The organism is uncultured Ruminobacter sp., from assembly GCA_902764345.1.
Classification (GTDB): Bacteria; Pseudomonadota; Gammaproteobacteria; order Enterobacterales; family Succinivibrionaceae; genus Ruminobacter.
Genome location: CACWVT010000001.1, coordinates 47290 through 65497, shown reverse-complemented (window position 1 = coordinate 65497; position 18208 = coordinate 47290). Strand labels below are relative to the sequence as shown.

General features: G+C 42.4%; 13 protein-coding genes. 8 read left to right on the top strand and 5 right to left on the bottom strand.

The genetic code is table 11. From position 1 onward, the window contains the following. The first annotated feature begins 277 nt into the window (after positions 1-277). Entirely contained in the window at positions 278-604 is a 327-nt protein-coding gene (gene trxA, locus QZU58_RS00285) for a thioredoxin (protein ID WP_294459844.1), read from the top strand. A gap of 129 nt (positions 605-733) precedes the next feature. Here the strand turns inward: trxA and QZU58_RS00280 are convergent, their stop codons facing one another. Continuing rightward, complete coding sequence (locus QZU58_RS00280; protein ID WP_294459848.1) at positions 734-1441, bottom strand: hypothetical protein; 708 nt, start codon at positions 1439-1441, stop codon at positions 734-736. 198 nt (positions 1442-1639) lie between these two features. Between QZU58_RS00280 and QZU58_RS00275 the strand changes: the two genes are divergently transcribed. Beyond that, positions 1640-2641 (top strand): D-alanine--D-alanine ligase, encoded by a 1002-nt coding sequence (locus tag QZU58_RS00275; RefSeq protein ID WP_294493684.1) that lies wholly within the window; start codon positions 1640-1642, stop codon positions 2639-2641. Between the two features lie 282 nt (positions 2642-2923). Next, on the top strand, positions 2924-3937 hold the full coding sequence (locus QZU58_RS00270; protein WP_294493682.1) for a YihY family inner membrane protein: 1014 nt from the start codon (positions 2924-2926) through the stop codon (positions 3935-3937). 67 nt (positions 3938-4004) lie between these two features. Here QZU58_RS00270 and recG read toward each other — a convergent pair whose 3' ends face one another. The 4 genes from recG to QZU58_RS00250 all read right to left on the bottom strand — a co-directional run bounded on the left by recG (position 4005) and on the right by QZU58_RS00250 (position 10179). Next, positions 4005-6059 carry an ATP-dependent DNA helicase RecG gene (gene recG / locus QZU58_RS00265; RefSeq protein WP_294493680.1) on the bottom strand — a complete coding sequence of 685 codons (2055 nt, stop codon included), beginning with the start codon at positions 6057-6059 and terminating at the stop codon, positions 4005-4007. Between the two features lie 69 nt (positions 6060-6128). Continuing rightward, positions 6129-7499, bottom strand: a complete 1371-nt coding sequence (gene pssA, locus QZU58_RS00260) for a CDP-diacylglycerol--serine O-phosphatidyltransferase (protein WP_294459857.1) — start codon at positions 7497-7499, stop codon at positions 6129-6131. 3 nt (positions 7500-7502) lie between these two features. Then, entirely contained in the window at positions 7503-9482 is a 1980-nt protein-coding gene (locus QZU58_RS00255; protein ID WP_294493678.1) for an aminopeptidase P family protein, read from the bottom strand. A gap of 28 nt (positions 9483-9510) precedes the next feature. Further along, positions 9511-10179 (bottom strand): hypothetical protein, encoded by a 669-nt coding sequence (locus QZU58_RS00250; RefSeq protein ID WP_294493676.1) that lies wholly within the window; start codon positions 10177-10179, stop codon positions 9511-9513. A gap of 364 nt (positions 10180-10543) precedes the next feature. Between QZU58_RS00250 and QZU58_RS00245 the strand changes: the two genes are divergently transcribed. The 5 genes from QZU58_RS00245 to QZU58_RS00225 all read left to right on the top strand — a co-directional run bounded on the left by QZU58_RS00245 (position 10544) and on the right by QZU58_RS00225 (position 18171). Next, positions 10544-12592: a M3 family metallopeptidase gene (locus QZU58_RS00245; protein WP_294459863.1), complete on the top strand. Its 2049-nt coding sequence runs from the start codon at positions 10544-10546 to the stop codon at positions 12590-12592. A 320-nt stretch (positions 12593-12912) separates the two neighbouring features. Further along, positions 12913-15000: an exoribonuclease II gene (locus QZU58_RS00240; RefSeq protein ID WP_294493674.1), complete on the top strand. Its 2088-nt coding sequence runs from the start codon at positions 12913-12915 to the stop codon at positions 14998-15000. 79 nt (positions 15001-15079) lie between these two features. Next, on the top strand, positions 15080-15997 hold the full coding sequence (menA, locus tag QZU58_RS00235; protein ID WP_294493672.1) for a 1,4-dihydroxy-2-naphthoate octaprenyltransferase: 918 nt from the start codon (positions 15080-15082) through the stop codon (positions 15995-15997). 261 nt (positions 15998-16258) lie between these two features. Beyond that, complete coding sequence (locus tag QZU58_RS00230; RefSeq protein ID WP_294493670.1) at positions 16259-16549, top strand: DUF406 family protein; 291 nt, start codon at positions 16259-16261, stop codon at positions 16547-16549. A 65-nt stretch (positions 16550-16614) separates the two neighbouring features. Continuing rightward, positions 16615-18171 carry a transglycosylase SLT domain-containing protein gene (locus QZU58_RS00225; protein WP_294493669.1) on the top strand — a complete coding sequence of 519 codons (1557 nt, stop codon included), beginning with the start codon at positions 16615-16617 and terminating at the stop codon, positions 18169-18171. Positions 18172-18208 lie beyond the last annotated feature (37 nt).

Here is an 18208-nt window from a genome sequence, read left to right as displayed (position 1 = left end):
GTAACGGATAATTGATATTGTATGCCGTTTCGTTTTTTTGTGAAAAAGTAAGCGGAAGTTATTGATTTTTTCTAAAAGATTTTCTTTCTGATTCGCAAACTCCTTGATAGAGACGATTTTAATAACAGCATTAAGCATAATCATGTTGACGTTCACAAAATGGAGAAAAAATCTGATTTGAGGGAATTAAACTCTGAAACGAACTGTCAATATGTTATAGTGGTATGTCGTCGCAAAACGGTATAACCCGTTTTAAGTAACGTGAGGAGATATAAAAATGAGCGATTTCGTAAAAGAAATAGATGACGCATTATTTGAAGAACAGGTGCTTTTCAGTAAGAATCCTGTTCTGGTTGATTTCTGGGCTCCGTGGTGCGGTCCATGTAAGATGGTTGGACCAGTTATTGAGGAGTTGGCCGCCGAGATGAGCGGAGTTTCCTTTGTTAAGGTTAATGTGGATCAGAGTCGTGATTTTGCGGCTCAGTACGGTGTCAAGAATATTCCTACTCTTCTGGTTTTTAAGAATGGCGAGCTTGTTGGCAAGCAGATTGGGGCACTCAACAAGCAGAAGTTAAAGGAATTTATTGAACAGTCCATTGCATGATGAATGGAATTTCCCTTGTTGAACCCGGGAAATTATTCAGTGAGTGTTAATCCCGCTGTACCCAATGCGGGATTTTACTGTGCTCTATGATATATTTAATTATCATTGGCTGAAATGTGACTCGGAGGATTATTCCTCAGGCACCTCAAGTTTGCTTTCGCGGATTTTTTTCAGTGCGGCATCAAAACCGATTTTCCAACCTCGTCTTACTTCTTCATCAATTGCTTTGTATTTTTCCGGATCCTGAAACCTGATTGTATCGCTTATTTTAGATTCATTTCCCAGAACGGCTACCCATTTTGGATTGTAGTTCCTTTGCGATATTCTGTCCCATTCCAACACTTTATTCATTGTTGATTCCAGTTCGTTAGGGTGTTCTAGAGCGTAGCGTCCAATGGTCTGACCATATACGGAACTCAGTCTGGTTACTCCGTCTTGAACCGTATTGTCGAGGGATTTGTTGGCATCGGATCTTGCTCTGAGCTGAGCCGTATAGAACCAGAACATTGCTGTATCAAAGTGTCCTGATTTATATACCTGTTCGGCATATGCAAAAAGTACGGGAGGTTCGTAGTCATTAGGATTGTCCATAACCTTTTTGATGGTATCCAGATTACCTTCCGTTACTTCCTGAACCAGTCTATTTGTTTTCTGGGTGTCCAGTTCCAGGTATTCGCCCTTTGCAGTGTTGAGCATCTGCGACAGTTCCTGAGAGGTTTTACCCGTGGTTGTATTGCCGTTTTCCTTGATAGGTCGTCCGTCGGCTGTGACTGTTACGCAACCCGTACAGAGAAGTCCGGTTATCGCAAGGCCTGCTAAAAATTTGTTTAAACTCATTTTAAATCCCACATTAAGTTCTGATGAACATGACGTTTATTGTATCAGCATTATCGTGAAAATAAGAAAAATTGTGCAATTGCTCATCAAATTATCCATTTCCACTGTTTTTTTCGGATTGATAGGACTACGGCATGAAAGTATAATTGTTGACGTATTTAGATGGGACCTGTTGGTCCAGATAACGGAATTATAATCATGGAACAGTATAATATTCTTCTCTTGTGCGGTGGTGACGGGTCAGAACACGACATTTCACTGGTTAGTGCCTCATTTATTGAAAAACAGTTAAAAACATTCCCGGAATTTAATGTCTTGAAGGTTATTATTCACAGGGACAGGTGGGTAGACGAGGATGGAAATCAGTGTAATCTCAGCCACAATCAAAAGTTATATTTCAAAGATGACAGTGAAAAAACGGTTCCCGTTGATTACGTAATTCCGTGTATTCACGGTGTTCCGGGAGAAACAGGTGACATTCAGTCTCTTCTCGACATGGTTTCACTTCCTTATTTAGGTTGCGGTTCTGAAGCCAGCAAACTGTGTTTCAATAAGATCAGTACCAAGCTGTGGCTGAGTGCTATCGGTATTCCGAATACGCCTTTCAGCTTCATTGATACGGACAGTGAAGAAAACTTAAAGAAGGCTCATGAATTTTTCAGAAGATATGGAAGTATCTTTGTGAAGGCGGCATCTCAGGGCTCATCAGTTGGCTGTTATAAAGTTACAGATGAATCTCTTCTTGATGAATACATTAGAAAAGCCTTTTCCTACAGTAATGATGTTCTGCTGGAGCAGGCAGTAAGGCCTAGAGAGCTTGAAGTTGCTGCGTATGAATATAATGGAGAGCTTATTGTTACCAATCCTGGTGAAATCATTACACCAAGCAATGACTTTTACACTTTTGAGGAAAAATATGACAGTGCTTCAAAGTCAACAACGCTTGTTGAAGCCGATATTTCCGAGAGCCTTAAGTCAAAAATCAGGGAATATGCCACAAGAGCATTCAGGGTATTAAAGCTTAAGGATTTGTCCCGTATTGATTTCTTCCTTGTTGGAGATGAAGAGATTCTCCTTAATGAAATAAATACTTTCCCCGGAATGACACCTATTTCCATGTTCCCTAAGATGTTGGAAAATCATGGGGAGAATATGACGTTGTTTCTTCATGATGCCGTAGTCAGAGCCGTTAAGAAATAACTTCATGTAAACAAACAGACTGTTTAAGGAAGTTTCTGATTATTGAAATACGCCTTAAATTAAGCATCAATACTTTGTCCCGTTACTGATCATCCTATCCGTAACGGGTTTTTTGTATTGACGGTAAGGTTTATAACTGGCAGGCCGTGGATAAATCACTGACACCGCATGAGATGTTTCGGATTAGAGAGTTATTGCAGAGAATGATGTTTTTGTTTTGATTATAATGAAACAGGAAACAGGTGATGCCGGGTATTTTTTTAGGTTCGAGGGGATAGAATCGTGGAAGAAAATCTTAAAACTTCAGAAACTGATATGGTGGACGGGGTAGAAAAAACACCGGTGAGTGGTGATCGTTATGAAAATACAGGTTGCATTAATGGCAACGCCGGTTCTGAGAGCAAAGTACGTACATCTTTGATAAAACGTAATATATCACGGTTCAGAGTTTGGTTTACCAGAGTTTTTTCATATCCTATATATCTGTCCAAGAGAGTTGCGAGAGATGAAATAGACGTGTTGGCCTCATCGCTTTCATACACAACGATAATGTCTCTGATTCCTGTCCTCGCCGTTCTTCTCAGTGTTTTTTCCTTGTCTCCGAGTTTCAGTTCATATCGTGATGAAATGATGAATTATATTCTTCACAACATGATGCCGCAAATGGGTGATGTTTTAAAAGAGAACATTAATTCATTCATAGCCAACGCCTCCAAAACTACAGCCGTCGGTGTAGGTACTCTGATTATCATTGCTCTTGCCCTTATAAGACGAATAGACATAACACTTAACAAGATATGGCATGTAAAAGTAAACCGTTCGAAAGTAACAACATTTTCAGTATATTGGACAGTTCTTACTCTCGGGCCTCTGTTGCTTGGCGGTGCCATAGTTGTTTCTTCATCAATAATGGCATCAAATTTCTTTGGTCATAGTTCTGCCGGGATATGGCTCAACACGTTAGGTATGAAAATGTTGCCGTGTTTTCTGACGTTTGTGGTGTTCACTCTTCTGTTTACTTCTGTTCCATGCACCAAGGTGAATTTCAACCATGCTGTTGTGGGAGCTCTGCTCGCGGCTCTGCTTCAGGAACTTTTAAAACAGTTCTTTACGCATTACATCATGAATTTTACGAGTTATACATTTATTTACGGAGCGGTGGCAGCACTTCCTCTCATGATGGTCTGGACATATGTTAACTGGTACATTGTTCTTATTGGAGCTGAGGTTGCTGCTTCAATATCAGACTACAAGCAGTATAAGATACAGCTGAGACAGGAGACTGCAGCAGTTTAGAAGCTGTCTTTTGGTATTTTACAGGTAGCGGGAGTCAGCATACAGATTCCCGTTTTTTGAAATCTGGTTACAGAACGCTCATTATCTCGCTGTCCGGGAACCATCGTTCAGTCAGCTTTTGGCAGAGCTCCTTTCTATTTTTGAAAATTTCCGTGGCAATAACAGTACATTTATCCATTGATCTGTAGTCCCTTACCGCATCTGCCACCCGATAGGCAATTTCGCCTGTCTGTCTGGTGCCGAGCAGGTCTCCAGGGCCTCTGATTTCCAGATCCTTTTGAGCTATGACAAAACCGTCATTACTGTTTTTCAATGTGTTCAGTCGTTCCATGCCTATACTGTTTATCTTGTCGGAGAACATCAGACAGCAGAACGAATCCAACTGACCTCTGCCGACACGTCCTCTCAACTGGTGAAGCTGAGCCAGACCGTATCTTTCGGAGTTTTCTATGACAATGAGGAATGCGTTAGGTACGTCTACACCAACTTCAATTACCGAAGTTGCAACAAGAACGTCTATATTCCCATTCTTAAATTCCCTCATTACGGCATCTTTATCCGTGGATTTCATTTGACCATGAACAAGACCAATCTTAAGATTAGGAAGTTTGGCTGTTAGGTATTCACAGGCGTTTATGGCATCCTGGGATTCCAGTACCTCTGATTCGTTTACCAGACTGCATACCCAGTATGCCTGTTTGCCGGCACTGCAGTTGATTCCTATTCTTTCGATAATCTCGTCGCGGCGTGTTTCCGGAATGGTTATGGTGGTAATGGGTTTTCTGCCTTTGGGAAGCTCATCAATCACGGATACGTGCATATCTGCATAGATGGTCTGAGCCAGTGTTCTCGGAATCGGAGTCGCTGTCATGGCAAGCATGTGAGGAACTCTGTTTTCTATACTGCACTTGCTGCGCAGTTTCATGCGCTGTTCAACACCGAAGCGGTGTTGTTCGTCAATAATTATAAGGCCCAGACTTAGGAAATTAACCTGTTCCTGAAAAATTGCGTGCGTTCCGACAATTATTTGTGCGTTTCCATTTTTAACAAGTTCCAGCTGTTTGTTCTTTTCGGCCTTTTTCTGGCTGCCGGTCAGTAATGCAACTCTGATTCCCAATGGTTCCAGAAAATTCTGAATATTGGAAAAGTGCTGTTCGGCAAGTATTTCCGTAGGTGCCATGATTGCAGACTGTATACCATTGCCCACTGCCTGCAGAGATGCCAGAACGGCAACAAGTGTTTTGCCACAACCAACATCTCCCTGCACCAGACGGTTCATAGGCTGAGCAAGGGTAAGATCCCTGCTTATTTCGTCAAACACTCTCAGTTGTGCTCCTGTAGGGCTGAATTTTAAAGTTGACAGGAATTTTTTAATAAGACTGTCAACAGGTTTCAGCGGAATACCGTTCAGCAGTTTGTTACTTTCTTTAAGGGTTAGTACGGATATGTACTGTGATATTAATTCTTCACAGATTACCCGCTGCTGCTGAGAGGTTATAAACAGTGCAAGATCGCTCATTGACGTGCCGATGTTCGGGGTGTGCACCTGAATAAGTGCATCCTTTAAAGTCATCCCTGTATGATTAAGATGTGGCGGGATAAGCTCTTCACAGACTCCGGTTTTCTCCAGTTCATTCAGAGCCTTTTGAACCAGGTTGCGCATCGACTGCATTTTAATGCCTTTCGTAAGGCGGTATACAGGTGTGTAGCTTTCCGGAAGTTCGGTATCTTTAAGATTCAGTTCCGGATTTGTCATCTGCAGGCAATTCTGAAAAATGCTGACTTTACCATGACAGATAAGAATGTTTCCGGATTTGAGTTCCCTGTTTATGAAAATCGGACAGTTGAACAGTGTTACCCTTAGTATTCCCGTGTCGTCCGAAAGAGTCAGAATCAGCATGTTGTTTCTGCCAGTGGAACGGGAGACGATCCTTGCCCTGATACTGGCATACGAGTCTTCTGTCAGTTCATTTATCGGTGTGAATTTTGTACGATCCTGATATGAGTAAGGAAAGTGCAGAAGAAGATCCATTACAGTGTTAATCCCTATTTTATTTAAGGCTGACACCTGTTTGGATGTGATTCCTTTTAATTCACTGATGGGTAAAGCTGAGATATCCATATATTGCCGTGTATCCGTGCACTAACTGTTCCTTTCAGGGCCGAAACAGTATTCGACCCCGGTGTGACATCAGAGAAGCTTTCTGAGGAGCCATTGTGCTCCGAATTTTCTGACTTTTAGAATAACTTTACGATAATCTTCAGGATAGTCATCTATGGTCTGGAGTTCAGACGGAGACGTTATCGGAGTTGTTCGGCTTAAAAGAAAGTTCCTTTCGTGAGTTATCTTCTCGAGAAGCAGGTGGTGTTCGTCATCAACCAAAAGGCCGTTTTCCAGATCTAGTCCCCATGCTCTAGGATTCAGGTTGTTGCCCGTTATAAGATGGTATCTGTGATCAACGGAAATTCCTTTAACATGGTATGTGTTCAGTCCGTCCTTCCACAGTCTTATTTTCAGAATTCCTTCGTTAATCTGCTTGGTATGGCTGTTGACAAAGTCACGGAGATTCATCTCATAGATGTACGGAACGGCACCGACCTTGTTATATGGTTCTCCATCGTGGATGAAGAAATCGTTGGCTTCCTTGTCGCCTACGATTATTGTGATTGTGACTCCCTTTGAGAGAGCTTTGTTTACAGCCTTTAGCACATGGCTAGGAAAGTTGAAATAAGGTGTACATATTGTTATTTCTTCTTCTGCAGCCTCAATCAGATTAATTATGGATGTGTTAAGAATGTTATTCTTTTTTCCAAGACCTACCAGTGGGGTAATTCCCACCTGTCTTGAGTTGATTTCCGCATTACTTATTTTGTAATTGGTTCTGCACAGTTCCCTGCGCTGTTTCTTGATTTCTAGATTCAGTTCCTTGGAAGTAGGAATTGCGTCCTGAGCAAAATCCTGAACGGCATTGTGTCTGTGGAAAACGTCGGCGCAATAATAGAACAGGGAATCAGCCAGCTCCCGGGAATTTATTTCGTGGTAACGGTCTATGCGGTATTTATCAAGTCTGTGCAGGTATACATTGTTGATGCTGGCACCACTGTACAGCACGGTATCGTCAATGATAAAACCTTTAAGATGAAAGACACCGAATATCTCGCGGCGTTTTACGGGAACGCCGTAAATAATAGGGTGAATTAATTGTTTCTTGGCAAGTTCCCTGTACCAATCGCTGTTAACAATCTGTTTGGTTTTTCCGACGAGTCCGCGCTGAGCCCTGTGAAAATCCACGTAGATACGTACGTAAAGCTTCGGATTTGCGGCAACGGCCTCATTCACGGCCTGCATGACTTCCTGTCCCATTTCATCATTCTGCCAGTAAAGAGCGCATATGCAGATGCGTGATTTGGCATTTTTGATATTTGCAAGCAGACGCTCCCTGAATACTTTCGGGTCTTCGAGAATATTGTATGAGTCGGCATTCACCGCAATTTTGGATAAATTTCCGATTTTGTATTTTGCACTACCGAACAGGCAGTGCATTGAGTTTAATAATTTCATTTATTAAATCGCCGCCGTTGCTTTAAGTAACCAGTTGATTTCCAGGTCGCTAAGATGTTCCCTGACAATTTCCCTTACCTTGAGATGATAGTTATTGAGCCAGGTACGTTCATCATCCGTCAGTAACTCTTTTTTGATGAGCCTAATGTCAAATGGTACATAAGTGATAGGTAAAAATGCAAGCATCTCAGCCTGATTTTGGGTGTCATGTACGGTCTCAACAACGCACAGGTTTTCGCAACGGATACCATATTCGTTTTCCTTATAGTATCCAGGCTCAACCGAGGTGACCATTCCGGGAGCCAGCGGTGTCTGTCCGTATCTGTACGAAATGGCCTGAGGTCCTTCATGAACATTCAGACAATGCCCGACGCCGTGACCGGTTCCGTGGTCATAATTAAGCCCTTTCTGCCAGAGTGGGGCTCTTGCGAGCACGTCAAGGGCTCCACCGAAGGTTCCTTTGGGGAATCTTACCTGATGGAGGGCAATCATGCCCTTTAGAACAAGAGTAAAGCGTTCCTTCATTTCATCAGTAAGTCCGGGACCTACCAACACTGTTCTTGTGATGTCGGTAGTGCCTTCGTTGTATTGTCCGCCACTGTCTACCAGATACAGAGGATCCTGTCCAAGTGCTCTTGGTTTATTAAGGTTGACATGATTGTAATGAATGATTGCGGCATTAGGCCCCAGAGCAGATATTGTGTCAAAGCTTGTTTCAATGAAACCGTCCTGTTCCTCTCTGAATTTGAGAAGCTGACTGCTCAGGGTGGCTTCGTTTTGAGCTTTTATTATCTCAAGAGCCTGAGGTTTCAGTTCACTGCTGGCGTTGATGAGATTTTCTGTTAGGTGATCGAGCCAGGACAGGAATCTGCACATGGCGACAGCATCCTTGTGATGACATCTCTTCATTCCTTTCAGTTCTGTCGGATTTTTGCAGGCCTTAGGGTATTCACAGAGATCCGGGCCAAAAGTCAGAGGAATGCCGCTTTTTTTGAGCTTTTCAATAATCCAGGCATTAGTTGAGGTTTCGTCTATATAGACTGAGTATTTGTGTTTTGCCAGACGATTTATGAGATCCTCAAGTTTGTCTTCTTCCATGTATGTTATATTGCCGAAATGATGCTGAAAATCAGAAATCCTGTTTTCAGGTATTTTTCGTAAGTCCACAAACCATTCGATTTCCTCGCAGCTGTATACTGCGGCGAAGCATTTTACAACCGGAAGATTTGGAATGTCACGCCCCCTTATGTTGAGCAGCCAGTTAACCGATTCGCTGTTGGAGATAATGGTAACATCTATATTTTTCTCTTTTAGAATCTGGGCAATAAGGTGTCGTTTTTCAATGCTCGGGTTTCCGTTGTAATGATCCTCGAAAATCAGAGCTGGTGAAGGTTCGTATTTTGGCTTGTCATTCCATATGTCGTCAATAAGGTTTGTTTCCGTTGAGATTAGTTCCAGCTGATATGGAGCCAGAGCTGATTTTATTGAGGTAAAACGGTTGTAGCTTATACATTTCGGATCTATTCCGATACGAGCATTACTGCCAAGAACCGTAATTAACCAGTCCTCCAGTTTCACCGTGGTAAAATGGAAAACATCAAACATGGTTGGGCTTGTCTGAATCTTGGCCTGAATTGTATATCTTCCGTCCACAAAAATTGCGGCGGAATTCTTAAGAAAAATTTCCCTGTTGGCGCTGTTCTTAACACTGTGATCCTTTAATCTGTCGACCAAATGTTCATTTTCGAGAATTACCGCAGTTCCCGCAGAACCGGTAAATCCGGTAATATAGGCCAGTCGTTCCCGATCAGGTGACAGGTATTCGCTTAAATGTTCGTCAGTTCTGGTAATAATCAGAGCATCCAGATTGAGATGACGCATCATTTTTCTCAGCCTGTCCACACGGGCCAGTCTGGTTGAGTCGGCCTCATAGACATCCTGAGAGTTTTTGTTATATGTGTTTGCAGTGTTGTATTCGTTCATATTTAGTAAACGTCTCCGTCAGATGTTATTAACCCTTATTATTTTCTGATCCGGTTTCATCGGGAATTACGTGATAAAGTTTGCCGAATTTGTCGGCGTAAATTGTTTCCTTATCCGATTTGTACAGGGTGAGGACATCATTATTGTTATTTTCCAGAGTGTAGAAATAATTGATGTAGAAAACCATAAAGTCTCCGAAAATCAGCAGAATGACGAGTGATGCCGTGAATTTCTGCATAAAGTCCAGATTATCGGGATTTTCTGTAAAAAGCAGAGCAATTGCCGATACGGCGGTAATTACGGCCGTGATTTTCAGTAACAGGGTAAATGCATTGCGCATGAAACCTTTTGTCGCAGAAAAATTCACAAAGCATATATGAGTGAGAGTTATTGCGATGATAAATGGAATCAGGTAGTACACTGAGTCTACGTTCCATGAATTATTATACAGTGCAAGTCCTGAAAATATGATTGTGAGCAGATAACAGACAATGCCTGTAATCCAGGAGTAGGCAAATTTGAAATTTACTCTTCTGTATATGAGAATGTAGGCTCCCGTAAAACAGACGTAAAGTATCAGCAGAAAAATATTGCCGGCATCAAGAATGTGTACGTTATTGAAAATGTTGCAGATTGTGCATGCGACTATAATCAGACCTATGACGGCGATGGCATAGAGATGCGGTTTTTGGTACATGTCCGATTTCCTTATTTTCCGTGTTTCAATTAAATACCGATATTCATGTCCGGTTGAAAATCATAAGATTTTCAGCAGGGATTGTTCTGAATAATAACATGTGTTGCACGATGACGGTGATTTGAATAAGACCGTGTTTCATGGCACCTCACCGTATTTTATAGTCTTTTTCCTCTAATATTGAAAAATTATGCATCTCTGGGCTGTTTTGTGATGATTATCATGAGTAATGTTTCAAAAAGCATGAGAGCGTCGGCAAAAACGCTGACAATTAACGTCAGCGGTTCATCTAATGACGTGAGTCTGAATCTTTTTTGATATAATCAGCCGAGAAGAGAAAAATATTACTGTCTGTGAGGAATTTATGGCAAATCCTTTATTAAATATGAAGCTGTTACCTGAATTTGACAAGATTAAGGTCTCCGACATCCGTCCGGCGATAAGACAGCTGATTGACAAGTGCAGGGATACGGTTATTTACACTACCGATATTAATTCTGACGAGGAAACAGAACCTACGTGGGACAGCCTGGTAAAGCCGATAGAAGAAAGCCTTGACGCACTGTCAAGGGCCTGGGGCGTGGTTGGACATCTGAACAGTGTGGTTAATACCGAGGAACTGCGTCAGGCTCATGATGAGCTTCTTCCTGAGATTTCAGAGTTCTATACCTGGTTGGGACAGAACGAGGATTTGTACAGCTCATATCTGAGATTAAAGAACTCCGATTCATTTTCCCTTTTAAGTCAGGCACAGCAGAAAGCCATAGAAGAGGAACTCAGGGATTTTGAGTTATGCGGTATTTCTCTTCCTGATGATGAAAAGGAAGTTTTCGGCGGAATAGAGGCAAAGCTGTCAGAACTGTCATCAAAATTCAGCAACAATGTGCTTGATGCGACAAATTCATTCATAAAACACATTACGGATGAAAGAGAACTGAGCGGTCTGCCGGAAAGTGCCAAGGCTTTGGCCAGACAGGAAGCTGAAAACCGTAATCTTGAAGGTTATGTGCTTACACTACAGTATCCGTCATATATTCCCGTAATGCAGTATGCGGACAACAGAGCTCTCAGGGAAGAAATGTACAGGGCATACGTAACGCGAGCTTCCGAACTTGGTCCAGATGCCGGGCGTTTTGATAATACCGACGTAATTGAGGAAGAACTGGCATTGTCTGACAAACAGGCAGAGCTTTTGGGATTCCCGACAGCTGCACATATGTCACTTGCCAGAAAGATGGCCAAATCTCCTGAAGAAGTGATGAATTTTCTCTACAGTCTGGTTGATGAGTCAAAGGAACAGGGACGCAGGGAAATAGCAGAAATACGTGATTATGCCCAAAAACTCAGGGTTACATATGAACTTGAGCCGTGGGATATTAGTTATTTCAGTGAAAAGCTTAAGCAGGAAAGATATTCCATTACCGATGAGCAGATTCGTCCTTATTTCCCTTTAAACAAGGTTGTGGGCGGATTATTCTCATTGGTTTATAAAATATTCGGTGTTGAAGTCAGACCGCATTACGGGGTGGCCGTGTGGCATCCTGACGTGGTATATCATGACATTTACCGTAATGGGGAATTGATTGGCGGATTCTATATGGATCTTTATGCCAGAGAGAATAAGAGGGGCGGAGCATGGATGAATGACTGTGCAGACCGTCGCTACAAGGCTGACGGAACCCTGCAACTGCCGATCGCTTACATAGTTGCCAATTTTATGCCTCCTATAGGTGACAAACCAGCACTGCTCAATCATGATGAGGTTGAAACTCTTTTCCATGAATTCGGTCATGCACTGCATCACATGCTTACCACCGTGGATATTGGCCAGGTTTCCGGCATCAACAGGGTTCCTTGGGATGCCGTGGAACTTCCAAGCCAGTTTATGGAGAACTTTACCTGGCAGCCTGAAGTTCTGAACATGATTTCAGGACATGTGGATACGCATGAACCTTTACCGGAAAATCTGCTGAAAAAACTTCTGGAATCCAAGAATTATCATTCAGCAATGGCAATGCTCAGACAGCTGGAATTTTCCATTTATGATTTCAGAAGTTTCCTTGAGTACAAGATGGGCAAGCCTGCACAGGAACTCATTGAAGAAGTCAGAAATGACGTATGCGTGATTCCTGTGGCTGATTTCAACAGATTCCAGAACAGCTTTACCCATATTTTTGCCGGTGGGTATTCTGCAGGTTATTACAGTTACAAATGGGCAGAGGTTCTTTCCGCAGATGCCTTCAGTAGGTTCGAGGAAGAAGGAATTCTTAATCCGGAAGTGGGAAATGACTTTGTCAGAACTATTTTAAGCAATGGCGGTTCAAAGGATTTTATGGAGCTCTTTATCAGTTTCAGGGGACGTAAGCCTTCTGTCGAACCTCTGCTGAGACATTCCGGCATAATCAGAAAATAAACCGTGAATTCCACTCTGTTCAATGCATGATGTGGTGTATTTATGATAACCGGCAATAATTGCCGGTTATTTTTTATTGCGCACATGCTTTTCACTGTCCATAAATTTGTTATGGCGATTTTTGAAATATGATAAAATCACTCTTTCATTGGAAAGGAAAAAACTTTAAATAAATCATATAAAGAAAGAAGATCAATAGAAAACTGGATTTTCATAATCATTGCCGCATGACAGATGCTGGGAAAGATAAAACAGAATGCCGTCAGAATAAGGGCTTTCATGCGGTCGCTACAATATAAATTTATTATTTAGGTTGGTACATGTTATTAAAAGACAATCCTATACTGATGCAGCTTAAAAAGCAGAGCATCGATGAGAAGAAGGCAAAAGGTGAATTCATCGAAGCCGCAACCGAAAAGAAGAATGTTCGTTCAGAACGCAGTGAGCACAGGGAACACAAGATAAGACAGAATGTTCAGAAGCCAAGGATCTCTCCTGAAGCCGATTCAACTCTGGAACAGGGCGTGGTTAAGGCTAATGAACGCGGTTTTGGTTTTCTTGAAAGCGAATCCCGTGAAAGTTTCTTCATTCCGCCAAAGGAAATGCGTGGTCTTATGCATGGAGATAAGATCAGCGGATACGTGGTATATCAGGGAGAGAAATCACGTGTTGAAAGAATCAGTCTGATTGAACCGTTTCTTTCAAGATTTGTGGCAAGGGTTGCCTATGTTGGTGGAAAGCTGACCGTGGTACCGGATCATCCGTGTATCAATATGAACATCAATGCCGTAAATCATGTGCCCGGCGGTATTACTCTTTGTGAAGGTGATTGGGTCATTGCGGTACTGACAAAACATGCAATGGCTGAAGGAAACAGAAACGGTCATATGGCTGAAGTAACGGAATTTATTGTACATGCCGATGACGAACAGACTCCATGGTGGGTTGTTCTTCGCGGACTTGATTTGCCTAAGAGTGCTCCTGACGATCTGCCGTCATATGAGTACAAAGATAATTCTGTAGACAGAGTAGATTTGACTGATAAGCCGTTTGTTACCATTGATTCCGCAAAAACACAGGATATGGATGACGCTCTTTATATCGAACAGCTTCCAGATGGCGGATGGTGTCTCTGGGTGGCGATAGCCGATCCTACAGGGTACATTCATGAGAATGACGAACTTGACAGCTACGCTGCGAAGAGGGCTTTCTCAATATATCTTCCCGGAAGGGATATCCCTATGCTTACGAGAACTCTGAGTGATGATCTCTGTTCGTTGAGGGAAAATGAAGAACGTTATGCGTTAGTCGGAAAATTCAATATTCAGGCTGATGGCAGCAGTGATCAGAAGATTGAGTTTATGATGGCCTCAATCAAGTCTCAGGGAAAGCTTGTTTACGACGAGGTTTCGGATCTTCTTGAGGGTAAGGAAACTGCATTCGCACCATCACCTGTTATCAGGGAACAGATAGACCTGCTTAGGGATTTCAGCATTGCAAGATACAACTATCGAAAAACCCACACCTGCGTGTTTAAGGATAAGCCGGAATATGAATTTGTGCTCAATGAGAAAGGCGGTCTTAAGGAAATTAAGGTTGTACACAAGAGAGTGGCGAACGGCATTGTTGAAGAGGCAATGATTCTGGCAAATACCTGTGCAGGAAGATTTCTGGCTGAAAATTTCAACGCCGGTATTTTCAATACCCACAGTGGTCTTGACCATGAAAAGATTGCTGATGTAAATCAGGTGCTTGAAGAAAGCGGGTACCCAATAGATGATATCGAGCAGATTGAAACAATGGAAGGCTACTGCAAGCTCAAGAGATGGCTTTATGATTCAGATTCAGCCTATTTAGATGCCAGAATTCACAAGTGTACCGCCTTTGCGGAAATGTCTCCGGTACCGGGACCTCATTTCGGCATGGGGCTTGATTATTATGCAACATGGACATCTCCAATCAGAAAATATGGAGATATGATTAATCATCGTCTGATTAAGTGTGCCATTGCGAATACCGAGAAACCTCGAATTCCTAGTGATGATGTTATCGAAAGCATGAATCTTTCCAAAAAGAACAATCGTGCCGCAGAACGTCAGGTAAAGGATTGGCTTTACATGGATTATCTCAGACCGCATATCAATAAGACCGTTTTTGATGCTGAGGTAATGGACGTGTCAAGGGGCGGTATCAAGGTGATGCTTCTTGATAACGGAGCCAGAGTATTTGTTCCTTCAAGCATGATTGCTATCGACAAAAAACGTATAGAGGGCAACAATACACTGGGGGTAGTGACTTTGGATGGTGAAAAGACAGTGATTCGCCTGGGGCAGAAGTTAAAGGTACGTATTGTGGAAATCAATGACAGCCGTGCCATTATCGGGGAACTTCCTGTTCGCATATCATAATCATCAGCTGTCGTGAGCTATACAAAGGGCCGGATACGACATTTGCCGTATCCGGTTCTTCACATGGAGAAAAATGATAATGGATATAAAAAAGTGGATCGTTGCGGCAAGACTCAGAACACTTCCTCTTTCCCTGTCTGCCGTACTTGCGGGGTGTTTTCTGGGAATGTCTGACAGTCATTTTTCACCGGTCATGATGTCCCTGATTCTATTCCTTATCGTGGTTACAGCTGTTCTTCTTCAGGTTCTATCCAATTTTGCCAATGATTATGGAGATGCCGTTTCCGGGGTGGACGGGGATAACAGGATTGGTCCGAGAAGAGCCATTCAGAGTGGTGATATGACAATGTCCGAAATGAAAAAAGGGATTGTTGCCGTTGCCATTGCATCCGTTATTTCCGGTTTTCTGTCTTTGATCCTGGCCTTCGGTTCTGATTATACCAGCATGGCTGTATTCATGATTCTGGGGGCACTGTCAGTTGTCGCAGCCATTACATATACGGTCGGACTTGTATATGGCTATAAGGGGCTGGGAGATATTTCCGTATTCATTTTCTTCGGACTGGTCTCTGTTATGGGAAGCTGTTTCATGCTGGCAGGGACTGTTACCCCGGAAAGCATGATGTGGGGTGCGGCGGCAGGATTTATGGCTACACTTGTACTTAATGTCAATAATCTGCGCGATTATGAAAGTGACAGGGTTAACGGAAAGCGCTCTTTAGTTGTTATGATGGGGATGCGGGGCGGAAGAATATACCATGCATGGCTTCTGTTTTGTTCTGTTCTGAGTGCGACCGGAGCTGTTTCTTTTCACTTCAGCGACAAGTCATCCGCAGGATATCTGGTACTTATTTCCATGATTCCTGTCATTGCGGCTTCCATATACTGCATAAATCCGGCACATTCTGGAAAGATGCTTGATCCGATGCTTAAGAAGACGTCATTGGGGGCCGCTGTTGCCAATATTGTATGCGGTGCGGCCATGGCATTGTGCTGAAATCCTGTCATGACAGTCAGTTTTTGAGCCTTTAAACGTGATCCGTGTCCGTAAAAGGATTTTTTACGGAACGTTTTTTCTTATTTTCGGAGTTTATTCTCAAAACTGTTTTCATGATGGCGAACCATTATTATCTGTCTGTTTATTTATGTTAGTATGAATCTATAACCGGAGCTGTTTTGTTATCATTCCGATTATCAGAATGAAAATTTTGTAACTGAATATATATATATATATACGGAAGATTAAAGGGGTGGGGCTATGGCAGAAGACATATTAAAAGACTGTGGCAACGAATGCGGCTGTACCATGGAAATCGGTACAGTAATCAATGACAATGACTGCGTGTTTGAATGTGAGCTTACAGGCGACAGATCTTCAGTAGAAGGTACTTTCGGCCGCTATGTTGAAGAGGCAAAAAAAGTCTGTGAGTCCGCAGTAGTGACATCAGAGGATTTGGAAAGTGACGGTATTTTGACCAAAAAGGTTAGAATTGAATTCTCATGTACTGCTGAAAACATCATTTTCCAGTTGCGGGCTAAGTCACTCTGACATTCTCTGACATGTAATTGTAACACGGATATTTATCTGTAATATTTTTCAGAAGATATGCCGCCATGTTTAAATTGATTTTCACGAGAATGTTCGTCTTTTTGGCATTCCTTGCGTTATTCACAAATGCGCACGGCGTGCTGATGGACGAAGGTAAACCGCAGCAACGACTTGGGGATCTGACCTCAATGGTCGAACACAAGTCCCTAAGGGTTATAGTTGCATACGATCAGGTTGGTTTTTTTATCAATAAAGGCAAACCTGACGGATTGTATGTTGCGCTTTTCAATAAATTCAAAAAATTTCTTTCAGAAAAATATCCTGAAGCCAAGCATCTGAAATTTTATTTTATTCCCGTAAGGCAGGATGAGTTCGTCAAATACATTGCCGATGGTTACGGTGACATCGCCGTAGGTATGCAGGCCACCAATTATTTAAAGCGCTATGTGGACTTTACCATTCCGGAAAAGCTGTGGGTTCAGGAAATAGCAGTCGTGGCGAAAAATCAGGCGCCGATTAAGGAACTGAAGGATTTTTCAGGCAGATATTTTCTTGTCAGAAAAAGTTCCAGTTATGCCGAAAGCCTTAAAAATGTGAATACCTACCTCAGTGCGATGGGGCTCCCTCCGGTTAAGATTGTCTATGCGGATGAGTATCTGACAGATGCGGATTTGGTGGACATGGTCGACAAGGGAGAGATTAAGGCCACGGTTATTAATAATTCCAAACTTGTTGTTTGGCGCAGGCTGTTTAAGAACGTACAGTATGCCACCGATATTCCAATTAAAGTTAATGCTTCACTGGTCTGGGCCATCAGACATGATTCCCCTGAGCTTTATAAAGCCATAAACATGTTTTTGAGGGAAAACAGAGACGGAACAAAGGAAGGTACACCGATATATGACCGCTATATGCGTACGTCACCAGTGTATGAATCTCACTACGCCAAACGGCGTGACTGGCTGGGAATAACCCCTGATGATCTGGAAAAATTCATCACTATATTTAAAAAATACGGAGCGCAATACAATCTTGACTGGAAGCTCCTGATGGCTCAGGCATATCAGGAATCTACACTTAACCAGTCGGTAGTGTCCAGACGCGGTGCCGTGGGGATAATGCAGGTTCTTCCGAGTACTGCCAGTGAATGGTATATCAATTTAAGCAGTGTTTCTGACCTGGATAACAACGTCCATGCAGGAACAAAATACATGCGCTACATGATTGACAGCTTTTTCAGTGATCCTCAGATAAGTAACAGTGATCGACTTCTGTTTGCCCTGGCCTCATATAACAGCGGACCGTCAAGGATAACCAGATACCGTATGGAGGCCAAGGATGCCGGACTTAAGGATAATGTCTGGTTTAACAATGTGGAGAAGATAGCTGTAAAGCACAACGCTCTGGAAACAGTTAACTACGTTAAGAACATATCTCAGTTTTACATATCCTATACCAAAGCATATGAGCTTTTGGATGGGAAATCGAAAAAGAACAGGAACCCTCCTCAGGAAAACGTAAAACAAGACGAAACGCCTGATGGTAAAGGGATTGTGACTTCTGAGACTTCTGATAAGGGCAAGACCGATAAAAAGGAAGGAGACCAAAAGAGGAAAAAATAATTTGCTAATAATAAAAAAATTGCGAAATTATGAACAA